At 49.7% G+C, this 17,860-nt stretch carries 19 protein-coding genes and 3 tRNA genes; 3 read left to right on the forward strand and 19 right to left on the reverse strand.

Annotated elements, in window-relative coordinates:
* Nucleotides 1-36 precede the first annotated feature (36 nt).
* Nucleotides 37-432 carry a MerR family transcriptional regulator gene (locus IEX02_RS11420; RefSeq protein ID WP_188694920.1) on the forward strand — a complete coding sequence of 132 codons (396 nt, stop codon included), beginning with the start codon at nt 37-39 and terminating at the stop codon, nt 430-432.
* Between the two features lie 21 nt (nt 433-453).
* Here IEX02_RS11420 and IEX02_RS11425 read toward each other — a convergent pair whose 3' ends face one another.
* From IEX02_RS11425 to IEX02_RS11440, 4 genes are all read right to left on the reverse strand, one after another.
* Nucleotides 454-879 (reverse strand): DUF3788 family protein, encoded by a 426-nt coding sequence (locus IEX02_RS11425; protein ID WP_188694921.1) that lies wholly within the window; start codon nt 877-879, stop codon nt 454-456.
* Between the two features lie 53 nt (nt 880-932).
* On the reverse strand, nt 933-1,106 hold the full coding sequence (locus IEX02_RS11430) for a DUF3012 domain-containing protein (protein ID WP_188694923.1): 174 nt from the start codon (nt 1,104-1,106) through the stop codon (nt 933-935).
* An 89-nt stretch (nt 1,107-1,195) separates the two neighbouring features.
* On the reverse strand, nt 1,196-1,594 hold the full coding sequence (locus IEX02_RS11435; protein WP_188694926.1) for a septal ring lytic transglycosylase RlpA family protein: 399 nt from the start codon (nt 1,592-1,594) through the stop codon (nt 1,196-1,198).
* Between the two features lie 46 nt (nt 1,595-1,640).
* Nucleotides 1,641-2,039: a hypothetical protein gene (locus tag IEX02_RS11440; protein ID WP_188694929.1), complete on the reverse strand. Its 399-nt coding sequence runs from the start codon at nt 2,037-2,039 to the stop codon at nt 1,641-1,643.
* A gap of 350 nt (nt 2,040-2,389) precedes the next feature.
* Between IEX02_RS11440 and IEX02_RS11445 the strand changes: the two genes are divergently transcribed.
* Entirely contained in the window at nt 2,390-2,785 is a 396-nt protein-coding gene (locus tag IEX02_RS11445; RefSeq protein WP_188694932.1) for a VOC family protein, read from the forward strand.
* Here the strand turns inward: IEX02_RS11445 and IEX02_RS11450 are convergent.
* The 10 genes from IEX02_RS11450 to IEX02_RS11495 all read right to left on the reverse strand — a co-directional run bounded on the left by IEX02_RS11450 (nt 2,737) and on the right by IEX02_RS11495 (nt 12,102).
* Nucleotides 2,737-3,393, reverse strand: coding sequence for a helix-turn-helix domain-containing protein (locus IEX02_RS11450; protein WP_188694935.1), 657 nt, complete (start codon nt 3,391-3,393; stop codon nt 2,737-2,739). The two genes, IEX02_RS11445 and IEX02_RS11450, sit on opposite strands and share 49 nt — an antisense overlap.
* A gap of 216 nt (nt 3,394-3,609) precedes the next feature.
* Nucleotides 3,610-3,696, reverse strand: a tRNA-Leu gene (locus IEX02_RS11455).
* Between the two features lie 213 nt (nt 3,697-3,909).
* A tRNA-Cys gene (locus IEX02_RS11460) sits at nt 3,910-3,983 on the reverse strand.
* A gap of 4 nt (nt 3,984-3,987) precedes the next feature.
* Nucleotides 3,988-4,063: transfer RNA gene (locus IEX02_RS11465), tRNA-Gly, on the reverse strand.
* A gap of 153 nt (nt 4,064-4,216) precedes the next feature.
* Nucleotides 4,217-4,780: a CDP-diacylglycerol--glycerol-3-phosphate 3-phosphatidyltransferase gene (gene pgsA, locus IEX02_RS11470; protein ID WP_188695695.1), complete on the reverse strand. Its 564-nt coding sequence runs from the start codon at nt 4,778-4,780 to the stop codon at nt 4,217-4,219.
* Nucleotides 4,781-4,841: 61 nt separating this feature from the next.
* The gene (gene uvrC, locus IEX02_RS11475; protein ID WP_188694938.1) at nt 4,842-6,683 is read right to left on the reverse strand and encodes an excinuclease ABC subunit UvrC; all 1,842 of its coding nucleotides are present in this window, start codon (nt 6,681-6,683) and stop codon (nt 4,842-4,844) included.
* 79 nt (nt 6,684-6,762) lie between these two features.
* Nucleotides 6,763-7,407: a UvrY/SirA/GacA family response regulator transcription factor gene (uvrY, locus tag IEX02_RS11480; RefSeq protein ID WP_188694941.1), complete on the reverse strand. Its 645-nt coding sequence runs from the start codon at nt 7,405-7,407 to the stop codon at nt 6,763-6,765.
* A 215-nt stretch (nt 7,408-7,622) separates the two neighbouring features.
* Nucleotides 7,623-7,853, reverse strand: a complete 231-nt coding sequence (locus IEX02_RS11485) for a hypothetical protein (protein WP_188694944.1) — start codon at nt 7,851-7,853, stop codon at nt 7,623-7,625.
* Between the two features lie 11 nt (nt 7,854-7,864).
* Nucleotides 7,865-10,129 carry a DUF5916 domain-containing protein gene (locus tag IEX02_RS11490; protein ID WP_188694947.1) on the reverse strand — a complete coding sequence of 755 codons (2,265 nt, stop codon included), beginning with the start codon at nt 10,127-10,129 and terminating at the stop codon, nt 7,865-7,867.
* Between the two features lie 155 nt (nt 10,130-10,284).
* Nucleotides 10,285-12,102, reverse strand: coding sequence for a DUF885 domain-containing protein (locus tag IEX02_RS11495; protein ID WP_188694949.1), 1,818 nt, complete (start codon nt 12,100-12,102; stop codon nt 10,285-10,287).
* A 199-nt stretch (nt 12,103-12,301) separates the two neighbouring features.
* Here IEX02_RS11495 and ansA point away from each other — a divergent pair, with 199 nt between their 5' ends.
* A complete protein-coding gene (gene ansA, locus IEX02_RS11500; protein WP_188694952.1) occupies nt 12,302-13,309 on the forward strand; it encodes an asparaginase in 1,008 nt (335 codons plus the stop codon).
* Nucleotides 13,310-13,318: 9 nt separating this feature from the next.
* Here the strand turns inward: ansA and ybaK are convergent, their stop codons facing one another.
* From ybaK to IEX02_RS11525, 5 genes are all read right to left on the reverse strand, one after another.
* Nucleotides 13,319-13,783: a Cys-tRNA(Pro) deacylase gene (gene ybaK, locus IEX02_RS11505; RefSeq protein ID WP_188694955.1), complete on the reverse strand. Its 465-nt coding sequence runs from the start codon at nt 13,781-13,783 to the stop codon at nt 13,319-13,321.
* A gap of 35 nt (nt 13,784-13,818) precedes the next feature.
* Nucleotides 13,819-14,232, reverse strand: coding sequence for a nucleoside diphosphate kinase regulator (gene rnk / locus IEX02_RS11510; protein ID WP_188694958.1), 414 nt, complete (start codon nt 14,230-14,232; stop codon nt 13,819-13,821).
* A gap of 113 nt (nt 14,233-14,345) precedes the next feature.
* Nucleotides 14,346-17,126, reverse strand: a complete 2,781-nt coding sequence (locus IEX02_RS11515; RefSeq protein WP_188694961.1) for a DUF349 domain-containing protein — start codon at nt 17,124-17,126, stop codon at nt 14,346-14,348.
* The gene (locus IEX02_RS11520; RefSeq protein ID WP_188695698.1) at nt 17,116-17,391 is read right to left on the reverse strand and encodes a YeaC family protein; all 276 of its coding nucleotides are present in this window, start codon (nt 17,389-17,391) and stop codon (nt 17,116-17,118) included. The genes IEX02_RS11515 and IEX02_RS11520 overlap by 11 nt, the downstream gene beginning before the upstream one ends.
* Nucleotides 17,392-17,393: 2 nt before the next feature.
* Entirely contained in the window at nt 17,394-17,786 is a 393-nt protein-coding gene (locus IEX02_RS11525) for a zinc-ribbon domain-containing protein (protein WP_188694964.1), read from the reverse strand.
* Nucleotides 17,787-17,860 lie beyond the last annotated feature (74 nt).

Here is a 17,860-nt window from a genome sequence, read left to right on the forward strand (position 1 = left end):
AGCTAGAATAAAGGTTCCAGCAACTGGAAGGTCAAGATGAAAATAAACCAATTGGCACAGCAGGCCGATGTGCCGGCCAAAACCATTAGGTACTATGAGGAAATCGGCTTAATTAAAGCGCCGCAGCGGGCAGAAAACGGTTACCGTATTTACCGCACAGATGACGTACATAGGTTGATCTTTATCCGCCGTTGCCGGGATCTGCAAATCTCTCTGGAAGATATCAAAACCCTGTTAGCCGCTCAGAGCGACAACAGCGCCCCCTGCGACAAGGTAGACAACATTATCAAACAGCAACTAAAGCGGGTGCAGGTGGCCCGTGAAGAGTTATGCAAACTTGAACAGAGCCTCTCGGCATTGGCCAGTAGCTGTCAACGCAATAAGGTCAGCGAATGTGGGATACTGCATAAATTGCACAGCGAGGAAGCTTAATGGCCCGCACACCGTTGTGATTTAGCGCGCCTGCATCTTATAGCGCATTAAGATGGCAAACTCATTCACTGCGTCACTATCAACAATCTCGACAATACAAGGCTTGGATTTCCCCACGTCCTTAGTGGCCAAAATTTTATCCCTGGTACTCTGGGCGATATCCAGCGCCAGAACCTCGGCCAAACGTTTATTGGGGATATAGATGGTGGCCTGCATAAAGCCCTTCCAAGCCGACATCCAGGCAATAGTGCGCCCTTTATGCTGGACCTTGCAAAGCCAGGCACCGCCGTCATGATAGTAACGCCAGGTGGGCAATAGTCCATGCTGTTGATAAAGCGTTAGCAAGCTCAGGTAAGCAGGATAGCTTTCACCGAGAATTGACGATAACACCTGTGCTGACGGAAACACTTCCTCGTCGGCCAGTTCAACATTGTTGATGGTTTGCATTAGGGTGAGAATCACAAAAAAGGGCTGAGTCAGACTCAGCCCTTAAGTAAGACTTAGTCTTCGTTGCTGGTAAATACACAGTGTTTGGCGAAATCAGAAGCTTCGTTCGCGGTCCAGTCACCTTTTGGCTTTTCTTTCATGTCTTCACACCACCCCTTGCTGCCAACTTCAGGCGCACAAGCAGTTAATAAGGCACAACAAGCTAATAATAATCCCACTTTTTTCATAATTTTCTCCAGCAACAGGCCCGTATGGCAGACCTGATATATACAGCAAACGGGTAACCCGCCGGTTACCTGATAGTTCTCTTGGTCGACTATTCGACCACTTCAATGGTAACAGAAATCAAGCCTGAATCCGTATCGCCAATTTTACTAAAAGCACTACGCGACAGATCAATAACTCGCCCCTTAATAAAAGGGCCGCGATCATTAATCTTTACAATCACACTTTGCTTATTTTTGATATTGGTCACTTTAACCCGGGTACCAAAAGGCAAAGTACGATGGGCGCCGGTACTGGCCATCTGATTAAAACGCTCACCGCTGGCGGTAGTGCGAAACTGATATTTCATCGCATAGTAAGAAGCCAGACCGGACTCTTTCTTGCCAACTAAATTGGCAGGACTTTGCGCCGGAATAGTCGTACAGCCGACCATAAAAAGCGCAGCCCATATCGCAGCCGCGCTTTTAAACAAAGAATGTAAATATGTCATAAGTAAAAGCAATCAGGGCAAACCACCTAGGCTGCCCTTTATGACCTTAGTGGCCTTTATGCTCCTTTTTGGCCTTATCCTTGATCATTTTTTTGCTGTCCATCTCGTGCTTTTTGGCCATTTTAGCAGCGCTCTTACGCTCTTCACTCATTTTGTCCCTGCTTTCTCGGGTTGGAGCCTCAGTCGCATGCCGAGTTTCTCGCATGGCTTTATCCTGGCTCTGAGCATGCTCGGCTTTCATAGCTTGCCCTTGCTCACGGGCCTGCTCAGCCTTTTCCTGACCAAACTGACTGGCTTGCTTGCCCTGCTCCTGCTTTGACTTTGCCAGCTCGCGTTTTTGCTCTGCCACTTGTTTAGGATCGTCCTTATCCTGAGCTACTGCCTGTACCGAAATAGACAGTGGCAGTACCGCCGCTATCAAAACAGCATATATAGATTTTTTCATCAGTGAACTCCTGGTTGACGCCGGGATTGCAAGCCCGGATGCTCGGGCTGCAACATGCACCCCACATCACTAAAGTGTGGTGCTAATCGGCCAGACTGACAACCGTCGCCAATCTAAGACAAACCCATAAAAGTAAAGGATTTAGCTTAGTTAACGGCGTAAAAAAGTGCTTTTTACCCGATTTAACCGAAGATACCTTGTTCACAGCCGCTAAATTTAATTAACACCTCTTACTCCACTCCCGGAGTGTCTGGTATTAGCGACAACAAAGCGCCCTCTTCCAGGCTGTCGCATTTATTCAATACCTTAGATGGTCAAGCGCGCAATATTCCTAAAAAAAGGAGCAATTGATGATTTTTAGATACACCATTTTATATGTGGAACAAGTAGCCGACACACTGGCTTTTTATCAACAGGCGTTGGGACTGGAGAACAGCTTTTTACATGAAAGTGGTGACTACGGTGAACTGTCCACCGGCGAAACCAAGCTGGCCTTTTCCTCCCATAGCTTGATGCAAAGCTTGGGTAAACGTCCACAACATCCCAATCCGGAACGCCCCGTATTTGAAATCGCCTTTGAAACGCAGGATGTCGCCAGAGCGCTAGAAAGGGCCAAGCAAGCGGGAGCTAAAGTGGTACAAGATGTAAGAGAAGAACCCTGGGGACAAACCACTGCCTATATTCTGGATATCAATGGTTATCTGGTGGAGATTTGTTCACCTGTCCAGTTACCCAGTCCCGAGTGAGTCAACAGGGCCAGTTTATCCGGTGATTGCTGCAAGCGTCCTGGGCTCAAGCCAAACCAACGACTAAACTCCCGGGTCATATGAGCTTGGTCACTAAAACCTGCGTCGGCCGATAAGGCCGACAAGGACTCACAGTGTAAAAGCAACTGCGCAGCCCTTCTGGCCCGACCTAACTGTCGCCAGTACTCAGGCGCTGGTAGGGCTTTTTTAGCAAAGCGGCGCTGTAAGGTACGTTCACTGGTACCCGCCATTGCCGCCACCTTCTTCACACTTTTACCTTCCACCGCTAACGCATCAATGATCTGCAGCAGTTCCCAATCTGGTAACAGTAATGAGGCAACTTTATGCTCTTGATTGATGGCTTGCGCGTTGGCACATAATGCCCCGACTTCAGCCAAATCGGGCAATAAGCCGGGGCGAAATCGAAAGCCAAGATAGTGCTGGCCAGATAACAGTGTGACATCCCGAGGCCGCCAATCCCAATCACTGAACAACACCTGCTCTACCCCGTTATCGCGACTGATAACAATCAGATCCCGGCAACCATCGGGCATAATCTGCACCACGGCAGGTTTGTCTACCTGGAATGACCATTTGCTGAATAGCATTTGTGTACCTAAATTCCCTTCTTGAGATACCTTGGCATAGACAAGGTATGGGAAAAAGTGATGATCAAAATAAATTCAATTAACAGGTCGAGTCAAAGAATTTTCAGATTTCATTAACATTTCACATCTTGAACACTGTAGTCAGAGTGCAGACATTTTAGGGAAAATGAAATGTTTGGATTTGCTGAGAGGATTAGCTAAGCGCTTGATTTTAAATGGTGCCCGGGGCCGGACTTGAACCGGCACGGCGTTACCGCCGAGGGATTTTAAATCCCTTGTGTCTACCAATTTCACCACCCGGGCATCGGGAGGATTTTTCTAACTTGCTTGCCTGTTTAGGCTTGTCGAACTGCCGTGGGCAGTTTCCTTGTGGTCGCTACCGGCTCCTGCCTCTCGCGACACTTGTGCTTCCTGCACATCGTCTACCCATCTCACCACCCGGGCATCGGGGTTTCTCTCAGCCGCCGGACTATTAAGCGACTTGCTGACGAGAAATCAACGCGTTGCGTTGAGATATGGAGGCGGAACCCGGAGTCGAACCGAGATACACGGATTTGCAATCCGCTGCATAGCCATTCTGCCATTCCGCCAATTTGGAGCGGGAAACGAGACTCGAACTCGCGACCCCAACCTTGGCAAGGTTGTGCTCTACCAACTGAGCTATTCCCGCTTATTTCTGCATTGGCTCGGATTAGAGCCTTTGCCGCTTGGCTTGCCAAACGTGGGCTGAATTCTACAGTCACCGCCTTGGCTGTCAACCACAAAAATGTCATTTTTGTGTCGACTGCCGAAATTTTGACTTAAACGCCCTATTTTCCAACAGTCACTCGGCGCTGAGGTATTTCCACGCGGCTTTCAAATAGATACACATGGACCAAACCGACAGCACCGTAGCAATAACCAACAGGATCTTACCTAGTGTTACCCAGTAAATGGGGAAGCCCATAAAATATTCCAGTTCAGACAACAAACCGATCAAGGCCAGCATTTGCGCCATGGTTTTAGCCTTGCCGATAAAAGATACCTGCACTGTGTCTCGCCTACCTGACTCCGCCATCCATTCACGCAAGGCCGACACAAAGATTTCCCGCGACATCAGCAACACGGCGGAGACGGTGATCCACGCCGAGTTATAGCTGTGGGCGATCATAATCAGCGCAGCACCCACAATCAGCTTATCGGCAACCGGGTCTAGAAACGCCCCGAAGGCAGTGGATTGCTTTAAACGGCGGGCCAGATAGCCATCAAACCAGTCGGTGATAGCGGCAAACCAAAAAATAAAGGCAGCGGCCTGGTGAGCCCACTTCCAATCCAGGAAATACACGATGACAAACACCGGGATCAACAACACGCGAAGGGAAGTAAGAATATTGGGGATGGTCCACATACTGCTTGTCACAATTCTGTCAGTTGGAATCTGCTGGCCGTCATCTTACACCAATTCTTCCTTACAGATGCAGGTGTTCATGGATAATCAGCGCAAGTTCTTCGCTGATTCCCGGTACTTTGGCTAATTCTTCAACACTGGCGGCCAACACTTCCTGCATGCCGCCCATATATTTAAGCAAACTCTGCCGACGTTTAGCACCAACCCCTGGAATACTCTCCAGTTTGGATTGGGTTTTTACCTTCTGGCGACGAGCCCGGTGGCCGGTAATAGCAAAACGGTGCGCTTCGTCACGAATATGCTGAATCAAATGCAGTGCACTAGAGTCGGCCTGCATGGGAATGGTGGCATGGCTCCCTGCCAAAATCAGGGTTTCCAGACCCGGCTTACGGCTGGTGCCCTTGGCCACCCCTATCAGCTTCGGCATTTTATCGTGGGGCCAGTTTTCAAAACAGGCTTCAGCCTGGGCCAGTTGACCTTTACCGCCGTCAATAAACAAAATGTCCGGGATTTTGCTGGGATCGGTAATTTTGCTATAGCGTCGCCTAAGGGCCTGATCCATCGCGGCATAATCGTCCCCAGGCGTAATTCCGTCAATGTTGTAGCGGCGATAATCGCTTTTGAATGGCCCTTCGCGGTTAAATACCACGCAAGACGCCACCGTTTGCTGGCCCGAGGTGTGGCTGATATCAAAGCACTCCATACGCTGAATAGGGTTATCCAGGTCTAACACCTGTTCCAGCTCCAGGTAGCGTGCAAAGACCGATTTTTGACTGCTTTGCTGCGCTTCCAGGGCGGTCTCGGCATTGGTATTGGCCAGCTTGAGGTAACGGCGCTTTTCATCTCTGGCCCCCTGGAAAAATTGCACTTTATGACCGGCTTGGCGGCTTAGCAGCTCTTCAATGGCCTCATTGTCTTCAAGGGCCATCGGCACCACAATTTGACGGGGGATAGACTTGTTGCCAGCCAGATAGTATTGCAGCAGGAAAGATTGAAACACTTCCTGCGGGCTGACATCGGCCGGTACTTTGGGAAAATAGCTCTTACTTCCCAGTAGTTTGTTATCGCGGATAAAAAAGCCCTGAATACTGGCGATGCCGTTACGATAAGCAAAGCCAAACACATCCATTTCCGGCTGATCGCCACTAACCCACTGCTGTTCTTGCACTTTACGTAGCGCTGAAATCTGGTCGCGATACCTGGCCGCCGCCTCAAACTTCAACTCTTCACTGGCCTGCTCCATCTTTTTGACCAGCATGTCGATCACTTCAGCATTTTTACCTTTCAGGAACAGCCTGGCCAATTGCACCTGCTGCGCATACTCCGCATCGCTGACCAGCCCCTGAACACAAGGTCCGGCACAGCGTTTAAGCTGATACTGCAAACAAGGTCGGGTCCGGGCTTTATACTCTCCGTCTTCGCACTGACGCACCGGAAACAGCTTTTGCATAGTTCGCAAACTTTCCCGCACAGCCCAGGCACTAGGATAAGGGCCGAAATACTCGCCCTTGGGCTTACGCCCACCACGGTGCACAGTTAAACGCGGATGCTGATGTTCAGTAAGCAGAATATAGGGGTAGCTCTTATCATCTCTGAGCAGCACGTTGTAGCGGGGCCGATACTTCTTGATATAGTTGTTTTCAAGAATAAAAGCCTCGGTTTCGGTGTGAGTCACCGTCACGTCCATATGCTGAATTTGTCTGACCAGAGACTGGGTTTTTATGCTATCCAGGTTAGCGCGAAAATAGCTCGATACCCGTTTTTTCAGGTTCTTAGCCTTACCCACATAGATAACCTCGCCTTTGAGGTTGTACATTCGGTACACACCGGGGGCGCCAGTCAGATTTTTTAGAAAGGCCTTATGGTCAAAGGCCTCTGTGTTTTCGCTTGGCAGCTCGCTCATGGCAACAATGCAGAGATAACTGCAGGGTAATGGCTAACCCTGCACTGTGGAGAAGAAAATAAAAAGGCGGCAAAGGGAATCAAATCTGCTCAGGGCTGATCAGTTTGTGACGTAAGGCCAGATGGGTTAACTCAACATCACCGGTCACGCCGAGCTTTTCAAACATACGATAACGATAAGTATTGACCGTTTTAGCACTGATACTCAGACGCGTGGCAATATCCGGCACTTTTTCACCTTTGGTGAGCATAATCATGATCTGAAGCTCACGTTCGGATAAGTCCCGGAAGGGATCTGACGGATGATTGTCAATTTTACCCAGCGCTATCTGGCGGGCGATATCCGACGCTATGTATTTTTGCCCGGCATGTACCTGAAAAATAGCCTGAATCATCTCTTTAGGTTCAGCATCTTTGGTAACAAACCCCCAGGCACCAACCTGCATAACCTTGGCAGGAATGGGGTTTTCCTTATACATAGACAAGAAAATAACTTTAATATCAGGATTATGACGAAGGATTTTTTTGGTTGCTTCCAGGCCACCGATGCCAGGCATGTTCATATCCATCATGACCACGTCCGGATGCTGGGTACGGCAAAACTTGACCGCGTCTTCCCCGCTGTCGGCCTCACCAATTACTTCAAAGGACTTCTCTGAGTCCAGAATCAATTTGATACCAGTACGGACCAAATCGTGGTCATCAACCAGAAAAATTTTTATCAAAGGAATAGCTCCAGGCTTTCTTGTTGTTGTGAGCTTATGGGTTCCCTCACCTGAAACCGGTGTAATCTGCGCTACATCCAAACATCAGGCATCCAGTTTGGCCTATCATACTCCAATCAATCCTGATGCACATCAGCAAAAATCGCTATAGCGTATAATATTCATCGGGCTTATTACTATTTTGGGTATAGATATTGATTGGAAAACGTACAGCCCTAACGGTAAAGATGCGTACTTAGTCTGTTCCATCCGCGGATCACATCATCCTGCCCTTGTCCGGTATTCATGGCCTGGCACACGCTCACCTGGCAACGTATCTGCCAGCGGTCGCGTGCGCCCGCCACCGCCATTAATGGTCCTGGCCTTCCGCCGCAGCGACAGGCAATAGCCCGTACCTTTTCACTCTCAGTCGCGTCGGTTAAACAGGGTTTATCTTTTGCCAGCACAGGCTCTTCCTCTATACAAACCAGGCATACGAAAACTTCAAGAACGCCGTGCGACGATCCGCTCGCAAGCTGTCCAATACATCATTTTTACTAGCACTTTCCGAATAGCCCAAATAAAAAACGGTTTGTGGATTTACTTCATACGAATACAGCAGTTGTGATGCCAGACCCGTTTCTTGCCAGTACAATCCCTCAGCACGTCCAGCGGCAAAGTGGGCTAAACCCTGTTCGGTATCGTCGAATATCATGCTCAATCTAAGCGCCGAATGGCTGGAAAACTGATAAGTCAAACGCACATCAGTGACGCTGGCATCCAGCACCCGATTAGTTTGATAATCCAGCCGGGTATATTCGTTGCGCACATGGAATTGAAGATTATGGGTAAAGGCGACTTTGACTTCCGATTCTACATACAGCAGATCCGACAATCTATTGTTGTATAGGTCCAGCCCATCACCTTTTTCAATGAACACACTCAGGTAAGCGTTAGACAAAGGGCTGACTTCGGCAAAAAAGATCAGACCTTTTTCTTCAAATCGTTCGCTGTTATCAATAACCGACAACATTTGGTCGTTAAAACGCAGGCCAGCCCGGTCACGAACATAAAAACCCAGCTCAAACGCACTGTCCCACAAGCTATCCAGGCCGACAGTGGCTTCCCATTCTTTTTCAAGCAACGCACCTGCCTGATTATGGGTAATATCCCAATCAGTATAGAAATTTAGCGCGCTCCACCAGGTTTCCTGCTCTGGATAAAAACTGTATCCCCCGCCCACTAAACTGCGCGTCCAGTCGGTTTTGGTCATAAACCCCAAATCGGCCCGGAATTGCTCACCAAAATCGTCATGTTGGACAAATACACTGCCATTTTGAAAACTATGCTCATAATTCAGATGCCAGGCATTTCCCGCCTGGTTGGCAACACTGGCACGCTGAGCGGCTTCTCCCCACAGATAATCAGGCAAATAATCCGGGTTATCGGTTTGAGAGCGAGCAAAGGCAATGGTTAGATTATCCTGCTCGGTAAAGCGGATATTGGCATCGGTTGCAGCAACGGTATTTTGATAATCATCCGCTGAGCGCCAGGTAGTCATGGCCCCCAGCGTCACTTGCTTATTCACGCGCTGACTGTAGCGAGCAGCCAGGTTCTTACTTTTGATATCCAGTGTCGCCGCCGCCGATCCGAGGTTTCCGGGTATAATCATGGAGGTGCTGTCATCATCCGCCATAAACAGACCAAAGGTGTGTTCCCCTACTCTTCCGGTCACTTTGGCCCCCACCGAGGGGGCAGCTAAATTTCGGGTATGCACCAAATCCCAAGGCGATGAAAAGTAATCGGCATTTTCGGTAAAAAACGGCCGTTTTTCCTCGAAAAACAAACTAAATGATTCATTCACCGACAATTGCGCCGCATCAGCCTCAACCTGCGAAAAATCCGGGTTTACTGTGGCGTTTAACGTAATATCCTCGCTGATGGCCCACTTTACATCCAAACTGGCTTCATGTTGACTTTCCTGCTGCCAATCCCCTTGGTTGTAGCGATCACGACTTTCATCACGACCAGCAACAAAGGCAGGTGCCAGGATCAGTTTTTGGCTGGAGCGCGCGTTGGCAAACCCCGTATACAGCGGCATCTGACAAACCCAACATTCGTTGGCATGGCTGATATCTACGCTGGAAATCCGCCGGTCAACATCCCGCGGCCAGAAACGCACAAATTCCATTGCCCACTGCTTGGGTCCTTCGCTGTTGGGAAAATTCATAATATGGTATGGAATCGCGATTTCGACTTGATATCCCTGCGCGGTGATTTTCCCCACCGCTTGCCAATGACCATCCCAGGCAGACGATTCATTCCCAGTCACGGCATTCTCAACCGAATCCAGTTGGCTGCCCAGCGGGTTGACAAAAAACTGATAGGCCAGTTGATGATTGCCATAAGTGTCAATTTTCACCCCGACAATATCGTCTCCCCAGATATTGTCACGCTTACGATAAGCGGCGCGAATTTGCTCTGGATGAGGATCACGGGCATCAAACGCCAGGTAAAGGTACTCGCCGTCTTCAAACACCCGAACTGTGGTTTCCACATCTGCACTGCCCTGATCAGAAGGGCGGGTAATATGATGGATGGCAATAGGTTGAATCTGTTGCCAGACGACTTCATCAAAGTGACCGTCGATGTCTACCTGTTGGTCGAAATACGCAATTTTATCATTGGCAAGCGCACCAAAGCCGATGACAGCACAAAGTGCCAGCGTGCTGGAGAATCTCATGTTTTTATCCTTGCTGCCGAGCTTCTGTGGCTGGCTATTTATTTTGGGCCTGCGGCCCTTCCCCTGGAAGTAAGCCCAATATAATCAGGGATTTGCACCCGGCACGCAAGGTTTGAGAAGCAATTACGGCCCGTTCGAAAATGAGCCGTACCATATCAGAGTGTGTGTGCCCAGCGGTTTAATTTGGCTTCCAGTACCGGCATGGGCATGGCACCGTCAATCAGCACCTGGGTATGAAACTTACGCACATCAAAGCGCGCTTCGAGCCTGTCTGCCAGCTTCTCACGCAGTTGACGTATAGCACGCTGCCCCACTTTATATGACAGCGCCTGGCCAGGAATAGCAATATAACGCTCAACTTCAGCTTCAATATCGGCTTCCCCCATAGAGGAGTTTTCGCGCATAAAGGCAATAGCCTGTTCCCTGCTCCAGCCTTTGGCGTGCAGCCCGGTATCGACCACCAGACGCATGGCCCTAAGCTGCTCGTCAGACAAACGGCCGTACCACATGTAAGGATCGCTAAATAGCCCTAGCTCTTTGCCCAGGCTCTCGGCATATAAGGCCCAGCCTTCGGCAAATACGGTATAGAATTCGTACTTACGAAAGTCCGGTAAGGCCTCCACCTCCTGCTGAATGGCAATCTGAAAATGGTGGCCAGGGGACGCTTCGTGAATACTCAGGGTTTCAACCAGGTAGTTAGGTTGAGACTTCAAATCGTGAGTATTGATGTAGAAAATCCCGGGTCTAGACCCATCCGGAGCTGGCTGCTGATAGCTGGCCCCCGCAGAAGATGCCGCCCGGTAGGCTTCCACAGCCTTAACCTCGTAATCCGCTTTAGGAAAAACCTCAAATAAGGCGGGCAAGCGACGATTAATATCCGCTTTAACCTGCTCATAGGCCTGAATGACCTCTTGCTCGTTGGCGAAGAAGAACTTCGGATCGCTTTTCAGATGTGTAAAGAAGGCAGGCAAATCCCCCTCAAATCCCACCTGCTCTCTTACTTTGTCCATTTCGCTGCGGATCCGAGCCACTTCCTCTAAGCCGTACTGGTGAATATCCTCAGCGGTTAAGGGCAAGGTGGTGTTCACTGCAATCATATGCTCATACCAGGCCTTACCATTGGCCAAGGCGGACAGGCCGACAGCGTCGCGGCCCGCTGGTAGGTATTCATTGAGCATAAAATCATAAGTACGCTGATATGCAGGCACGATAACCTGCATAATCATTTGCTCGTAATCAGCTTTAAGGCGGGCTTGTTGCTCCGGACTAAGCTGAGCATTGTCAGCCAACATGTTCACCGGACCATAGAATACGCTGTCCTCGGGCTGACTGACGATATGTGCCAGCAACTGCGGCAACACTTTAACGATCAGACTTTTGGGCAACACTATCCCTTGTTGCATACCATCACGCATAGCGGTCACCGCACTGTCCATATAGGCAGCAAAACCATCGGTACGTTTGATAAAGTTAAGGTAGTCCTGCTCAGTATGAAACGGCTGTGCACTGCTGCCAGAGCCTAGCATGGGATAGAAATTCTGTACTCCCCACATCTGGTTAAACGGCATCAGGTGCGAGGGGAAACCCAGTCCATCCACGGCTTGCTGACGGGCATACAAGAAAATCTCATGGTTTAGCCTGTCCTGGCCGGTAAGTTTTGTGCCATCGATGCGTTTAGCTTGTGCCAGATACTTTTGTTCAAAGGCCGCAACATCGGCCAAACTTTTGGCACTGATTGGCGCAGTAAAACGATCGTTATAGTCCATGACCCCGACAAAAGTAGCGGACAACGGGTTTAGCACCAGGCTTTCAGCAAAATACCGCTCCACCAACTCGGTGACCTTCTGTGCTTCAGTGTGTACTTGTGCCTGGCTGCTCACAGCGGCTTTAGCCTGAGAGGACTGTATAGCATGGTTGCTGTGGCAACCTGTCAGTAGTATGGCAACAGAAGCAGCCAGAAGGGATAAGCGCATAAAGAGTTCCTGTCGTTAGGGTAGATGCGAAGTTGCTATTCAATCATAAGCAAGCAGCTTTGTACCCAGGAAATCCACCAATTCCCTTGTTTTGGGATAAGCCGGGTTATGCATGATTTAGCCATTATGCGGCGGTGGTTTGTGGCAAGCCGGCCGAACCGCTAGAATAGCCAACAAAATAGAACAGTAACCCTACCCCATGAAAAAACATATCTACGTGGCCTATACCGGCGGCACTATTGGCATGCGTCCTTCCAGTAAAGGCTATGTGTGTGTGCCCGGCTTTTTGTCTGAAACCCTGAGCAAAATGCCGGAGTTTCATCGTGACGAAATGCCCCAGTTCACTATTCACGAATATGACCAGTTGATGGACTCGTCCGATATGTCTCCTCTGGATTGGCAGCACATTGCCGATGATATCCAGTCCAACTACGACAGTTATGACGGCTTTATTATCCTGCATGGCACAGACACCATGGCCTACACCGCCTCGGCACTGTCTTTTATGCTGGAGAACCTTGGCAAACCCGTTATCGTCACAGGATCACAGATCCCCCTTGCCGAGATTCGCAGTGATGGTCAGGTAAACTTGCTAAATGCCTTGTATCTGGCGGCCAATTACCCCGTGCATGAGGTTTGCCTGTTCTTTAATAATCAACTGCTACGGGGTAACCGCAGCCGAAAAATTCATGCCGACGGCTTTAATGCGTTTGCCTCCCCCAACTTCCCGGCATTGATGGAAGCCGGGATAAACATTGACGTATTGGAAGGCCAAGTTAAACCCGTTGTTCAGCATGCATTGCAGGTCAGTCCTGTGACGGCACAACCAATTGGCGTGGTTACGTTATATCCGGGCATCAGCAGTGAAGTAATAAGAAACACCCTGCAACAGCCGGTAAATGCATTGATATTGCTAAGTTATGGTGTTGGCAATGCGCCGCAAAACCCGGCCTTGCTGGCCCAATTAGCCAGTGCCAGGCAAAAAGGCATTATTGTACTTAACTGCACCCAATGCCTGCGTGGCAAGGTCAACATGGCCGGCTACGCCACAGGTAATGCCCTGGCCCAGGCTGGCGTGGTATCCGGTGGGGATATGACGCTGGAGGCCGCGTTGGCCAAACTGCATTACCTGCTCAGTAAAAATTTACCGGTTGAGGAAACTCGCAGACTGCTAACCGAGAACTTGCGCGGCGAGCTAAGCGACTAAGGGTGTTACTTAAAGCAGGTCGACAAATCTGGCACCGGTGATTTTAGCCAGTACATCTGGTGCCAGTTCAATTTCCAAGCCACGGCGTCCGCCACTGACATAAAGTGTGGACAATCCCTGCGCTGACTGGTGAGCAAAAGTCGCCAGCGCTCTCTTCTGGCCGACAGGACTAACCCCGCCGAGCACATAACCGGTACTACGCTGCACCTTGTCAGGCTTGGCCATCTCGACCTTCTTACAGCCAGCGGCCTTAGCCAGTTGCTTCAGGTTTAGCTTTTCACACACCGGCACTATGGCCACCAACAATTCACCTTTTTCGGTCTCGGCGACCAAGGTTTTAAACACCTCCAGGGCGTTGACCCCAAGCTTTTGCACCGCCTCCAACCCATAGGAAGCAACCTTTTGATCATGTTCATACTGATGAACCTGAAAGACGGCCTTGGCTTTTTGCAGTGTTAACACGGCTGGGGTCATACTGGCTCCTTGTATTCAAATGCGACAGGCTAGCGTTAACGGTGAAACTCGCCGGCACGCTCTGGCTGGTAAATGACCTCATCGATGTGTACTGTCAGCGCCTTACCACCCGGTGCAGGCCACTGAATTTCATCACCTTCTGCCAAGCCCAGCACCGCACTACCAATAGGCGCCAGGATCGACACCTTATCGCCTGAGTTATCCATATCCTTTGGATACACCAGGGTTTTACAGAAGGATTCACCGCTGGATGCCACCTTAAAACGCACAGTCGAGTTCATGGTGACGACAGTAGGTGGAATATCCTTACTATCGACGTTCTCGGCTCGGTCCAGTTCATCCAGCAGTACGTCTTTGCCGGGGAAATCTTTGTCGGATAAAGAATCTAGCAAAGCTTCCAATCTGTCAGCGTCCTGATTGGAGACAATAATTCTAGGTTGTGTTGTCATACTATCCTCACTTCATCTACGTCCTGTTCGGATTTTCCTCGTATACAGGACATAACATAATCAAAAAAAAGCCCCGTCATTTGACGGGGCCCCTTAGTGGTTCGTCAAATGTACTAGCCTGCCGGCACAAAAAGTCGCTGCAGGCGGGTCAATTGCGCTTGGTCACTGGCAGCTAACGGCCCCTGACCAATCCATTTAATCAGTAACTGCGCCAAATCCGCGGACTCTCCTTGTTCAAGCTTATTTGTCATCATTTGCAGTTGCATCTCCCGGCGTAACTCAGCCAGTTCGACCGGTGACTCAACACCAGCCAGCAATTCCATTTTTACCAATACATTCTCTCTGGGCTCTGAATGCTCAGACTGGTTAAATGCTTGCCGCCAGACACCGGGTAGGTTATCTATGCCCGCAGGCGGCGGATTATCCAACCACTCAGATAACAGACTAAACAACAGAGCATAGTGCGTTTGCTGCTCGGACTGTTTAAAGGCCTTTACCCGACCAGCAAACTTTGTTTCCAATTTTTGCCAGTCGCGCTGTTTACTCTGCCGGCTCCGCTCATCTAATTCGGCTAGCAGATCAGCTATTGGCTGCTGTAAACCTTGCTGCAACGCAGAAAGTTCACTTAGGCTTTGTACGCCATTGAGATCAGCACCAGCCTGATTGAGCAAGACATCAATTTGCTTGACCACGGCATGATTAGCCTGACGCTGCTTATCCTGCTGCTGATTACGCCGCGCAAACAGCCCGTCATTCGCTTGTCGAAATACCGCCCACAACTGGCGATCCTGCTTAGCACGGCCCCGGCCAATCTGCTTCCAGCTTTCCTGGGCTTGCTTGGCCTCTACCGTGGCTTGTTGAATATCCTCAGCATCCAGCAAACTCTGCACTTTTTCAACTAATCGCTGCTTTTGTGCCTCGTTATCCTGATACCAGGCCAACAACTTAGCTTTAACTGGTGCGTTATGCTCGCGAAACTGCTGATTCAGCTCCCCAACACGGCGGTAATCTACCTCACCTATGTTACGCCACTGCTTCTCCAAAGCGTGTTGTTGCTTAGCCAACTCCTCCATACCAATCTCTACCTGCGCCAGTTGCGTCAGTTGCGTCAGTTGCGTCAGTACGGCCTGCTTGGCTTGCAGGTTTTGTTCGCGCTCTTGTTCTGCTTGGGCATAATGCTCGCGTACCGGCAAAAATGCTTGCTCGCAGGCCTGATCAAAGGCGTCATTAAGGCTTTGGTCTTGTTCACTGTCCAATTTGCCCAGGCTATTCCATTGGCTGCGTAACTGTTTAACCTTTTCAGCTTGTTCTTTTACCGGTAACGGGGCGTCAAGCAAACTGCGGATTTCGTCTAACAGCGCTGGCTTACGAGGCTGGGCAATATAAACCTGCCATTCCTTTAGATTCTCAATTTGTCCTTGCACCTGTTCGCACAGACGCTGCAGCGCTTGTTGCTCATGCTCTGGCAAGGCCTGGTAATTATCTTGCAGGCGCTGATAAAGCGACATGGCAGCATGAAACTTACCGGCTTGAATCATCTCCTGAACTTTATGCAAACCACCGCGGACTTTATTGACCTGCGCTCTGGCTTGTTGGCGAAGTTCAGTTATTGCCCCCTGCCAGGCTTTATCCAGCCCTTGCCACTGTTTTTGCAATGCCAGTGGCCACAGATCGCCATGGGGCTTTTTCAGCTCTCGGTAAGTACTGCGCGCTTCCTGCCACGCCTGCTGGGCAGGGCCTAACTCAGCCACATTGCTTGGTAAGGCAATATCCTGGACACCTTCCAACAAGTTCCGGGCTCCCTCAATTGCTCGTTGCAGGGCCGGTAATTTATTCAATGCGACCTGCATCTGATCCAATCGATTATGCAGACGTTCAACGCTCTGATTGCCGGACAATGTCTGTAGCGCGCTACGATGTCCCTCAATCTGTTGCAACATGGTCGTTCTATCTTGCTCAGATAACTGCTCAATATTCTGTTGCTTTGCGACCTCATCTAACCATTGCTGCGCTAGCTGTTTAATCTCAGCAGCCTGCAAAGCGGCCTTACGCTCTGCTTCGGCCTGCACCCAGGCTTGTTTTGTTGCCTCAGTGCGACGGCGCACCTTGTCTGTTAAATCTTCATATTTGCGACTAATTTCTTCGCGGATAGCCAGAGGCAACAGGGCAAGCTGTTCCTGTTGATTCTGATACTGGGTGGACAGCTGTTCCAGCTGTTCCACCAGAAGTGGATAATCCTGGCTATCTTTCAGCGCCAGTAACTTGGCCAGCACCAGGCGCAATTCTCGCTCAAGCTGCTGTTTGTCCAACTGCTCCTGACTGAGCTTGTCCAGCTTTTGCCTGGCCAGTTCCACTATCTGCGGATCTTTATGCTTACGCAACATACGCTGCAAGCATTCTGGATCCTGTTCCTGCTCGGCCAGTGCATGTCGCAACTGCGCATCGTTTGTCTCAAACATCACACGCTGGCGCAGCATTGGCTTATCAACTTTAGTCAGAACGGCCTGGCTTAAGGCCGGGTCATCATGCTGCCAACGTTGCAGCAGTAACTTTTCCAGCAGCGTATGATTCGTGCACTCCTGTACAAAGGTTTGCCGCTGCTTGTCGGTCAGGTTATCAGCCTGATCATCCAGCAAAATACTCTCTACGCGCTGTTGTGCACGTTTATGGACACGCTCATTGCGCTCGGTCTGCGCCAGTTTCCACCAAAGGGCAAAACTGTTGAGCTTATCCAGGGCAGCCAGGCGAACGGCAATGCTCTCATCATTAAATGCCATTTCATGCAGTGCCGTTTTATGTTCCGGGCTTTCCGGCTGCAACGACGCTATGGCCTCTTGCCTGATTTTTGCATCAGAATGCTGATATTTGGGGCGAAACAGATTTTTAAAGATCATCTGCTTTAAACCTGGCGATAGCGGGTTGGAACTGCTGTTTTAGCGCTTGCTTAGATTTATGCACTATGCTGCCATCGGCGCCTACCGTCATATGTTCATCAGACTTAAGTACAGTCGCCTGATAAAGCATCACGGCCTGCATACTGCTGTCGCGCTGCCCTTCACTCAGTGGGGTGCCATCTGGCCATTTACCGGTTTCAACTGCCTGACGCAACCTTTCATATACGTCAGGTGTCATGGCATTGACCATCTGCTGGATATCCATCATCAATCAAACTTCTTCATAAAAATCAAACGAACACGATTGATTACGTACCAGACGAAACCAATCACCGAGCAACTCATGGCAATATTGTATTGTAACTGCCCGTGCCACAGGCAAATCGGGCTGGTGTTATTAATCAAATTAAAAGACAGTTTGCAAGCATATTCGGTTGAAGGACCCTCCCCCCAGTATAAAATGGCGAAGCCAGCAATAAACATCAGCATGGCAATCATTGACTGGGTCTGAATAGACTGCACTTTCTTAAATTTATTAAAGCGCTGCTTACGCAGGATATCATCTTCTGTTGCTGCCCCAACAGCAAACCCACAGTGCTGACATGACTTTGCCTTATCAGATATTTTCTTGTTACAGGATGGGCAATTTGTCAGCGCCATATTTCCTCCAATTCGGTTTAATTCAATTTCTACGCGCTTTATCGCAGAAAGCCCCTTTTAGTCAACGCCACTAG

It is taken from the genome of Bowmanella pacifica, assembly GCF_014645355.1.
Taxonomy (GTDB): domain Bacteria; phylum Pseudomonadota; class Gammaproteobacteria; order Enterobacterales; family Alteromonadaceae; genus Bowmanella; species Bowmanella pacifica.

Coding starts and splice junctions, on each gene's coding strand:
- IEX02_RS11495 (WP_188694949.1), bottom strand. CDS start 12,102: ATGCGCTTATCCCTTCTGGCTGCTTCTGTTGCCATACTACTGACAGGT.
- pgsA (WP_188695695.1), bottom strand. CDS start 4,780: ATGTGGACCATCCCCAATATTCTTACTTCCCTTCGCGTGTTGTTGATC.
- IEX02_RS11430 (WP_188694923.1), bottom strand. CDS start 1,106: ATGAAAAAAGTGGGATTATTATTAGCTTGTTGTGCCTTATTAACTGCT.
- uvrC (WP_188694938.1), bottom strand. CDS start 6,683: ATGAGCGAGCTGCCAAGCGAAAACACAGAGGCCTTTGACCATAAGGCC.
- IEX02_RS11420 (WP_188694920.1), top strand. CDS start 37: ATGAAAATAAACCAATTGGCACAGCAGGCCGATGTGCCGGCCAAAACC.
- IEX02_RS11490 (WP_188694947.1), bottom strand. CDS start 10,129: ATGAGATTCTCCAGCACGCTGGCACTTTGTGCTGTCATCGGCTTTGGT.
- IEX02_RS11520 (WP_188695698.1), bottom strand. CDS start 17,391: ATGGATATCCAGCAGATGGTCAATGCCATGACACCTGACGTATATGAA.
- ybaK (WP_188694955.1), bottom strand. CDS start 13,783: ATGACCCCAGCCGTGTTAACACTGCAAAAAGCCAAGGCCGTCTTTCAG.
- rnk (WP_188694958.1), bottom strand. CDS start 14,232: ATGACAACACAACCTAGAATTATTGTCTCCAATCAGGACGCTGACAGA.
- IEX02_RS11435 (WP_188694926.1), bottom strand. CDS start 1,594: ATGACATATTTACATTCTTTGTTTAAAAGCGCGGCTGCGATATGGGCT.
- IEX02_RS11440 (WP_188694929.1), bottom strand. CDS start 2,039: ATGAAAAAATCTATATATGCTGTTTTGATAGCGGCGGTACTGCCACTG.
- IEX02_RS11450 (WP_188694935.1), bottom strand. CDS start 3,393: ATGCTATTCAGCAAATGGTCATTCCAGGTAGACAAACCTGCCGTGGTG.
- IEX02_RS11445 (WP_188694932.1), top strand. CDS start 2,390: ATGATTTTTAGATACACCATTTTATATGTGGAACAAGTAGCCGACACA.
- IEX02_RS11515 (WP_188694961.1), bottom strand. CDS start 17,126: ATGATCTTTAAAAATCTGTTTCGCCCCAAATATCAGCATTCTGATGCA.
- IEX02_RS11525 (WP_188694964.1), bottom strand. CDS start 17,786: ATGGCGCTGACAAATTGCCCATCCTGTAACAAGAAAATATCTGATAAG.
- IEX02_RS11425 (WP_188694921.1), bottom strand. CDS start 879: ATGCAAACCATCAACAATGTTGAACTGGCCGACGAGGAAGTGTTTCCG.
- ansA (WP_188694952.1), top strand. CDS start 12,302: ATGAAAAAACATATCTACGTGGCCTATACCGGCGGCACTATTGGCATG.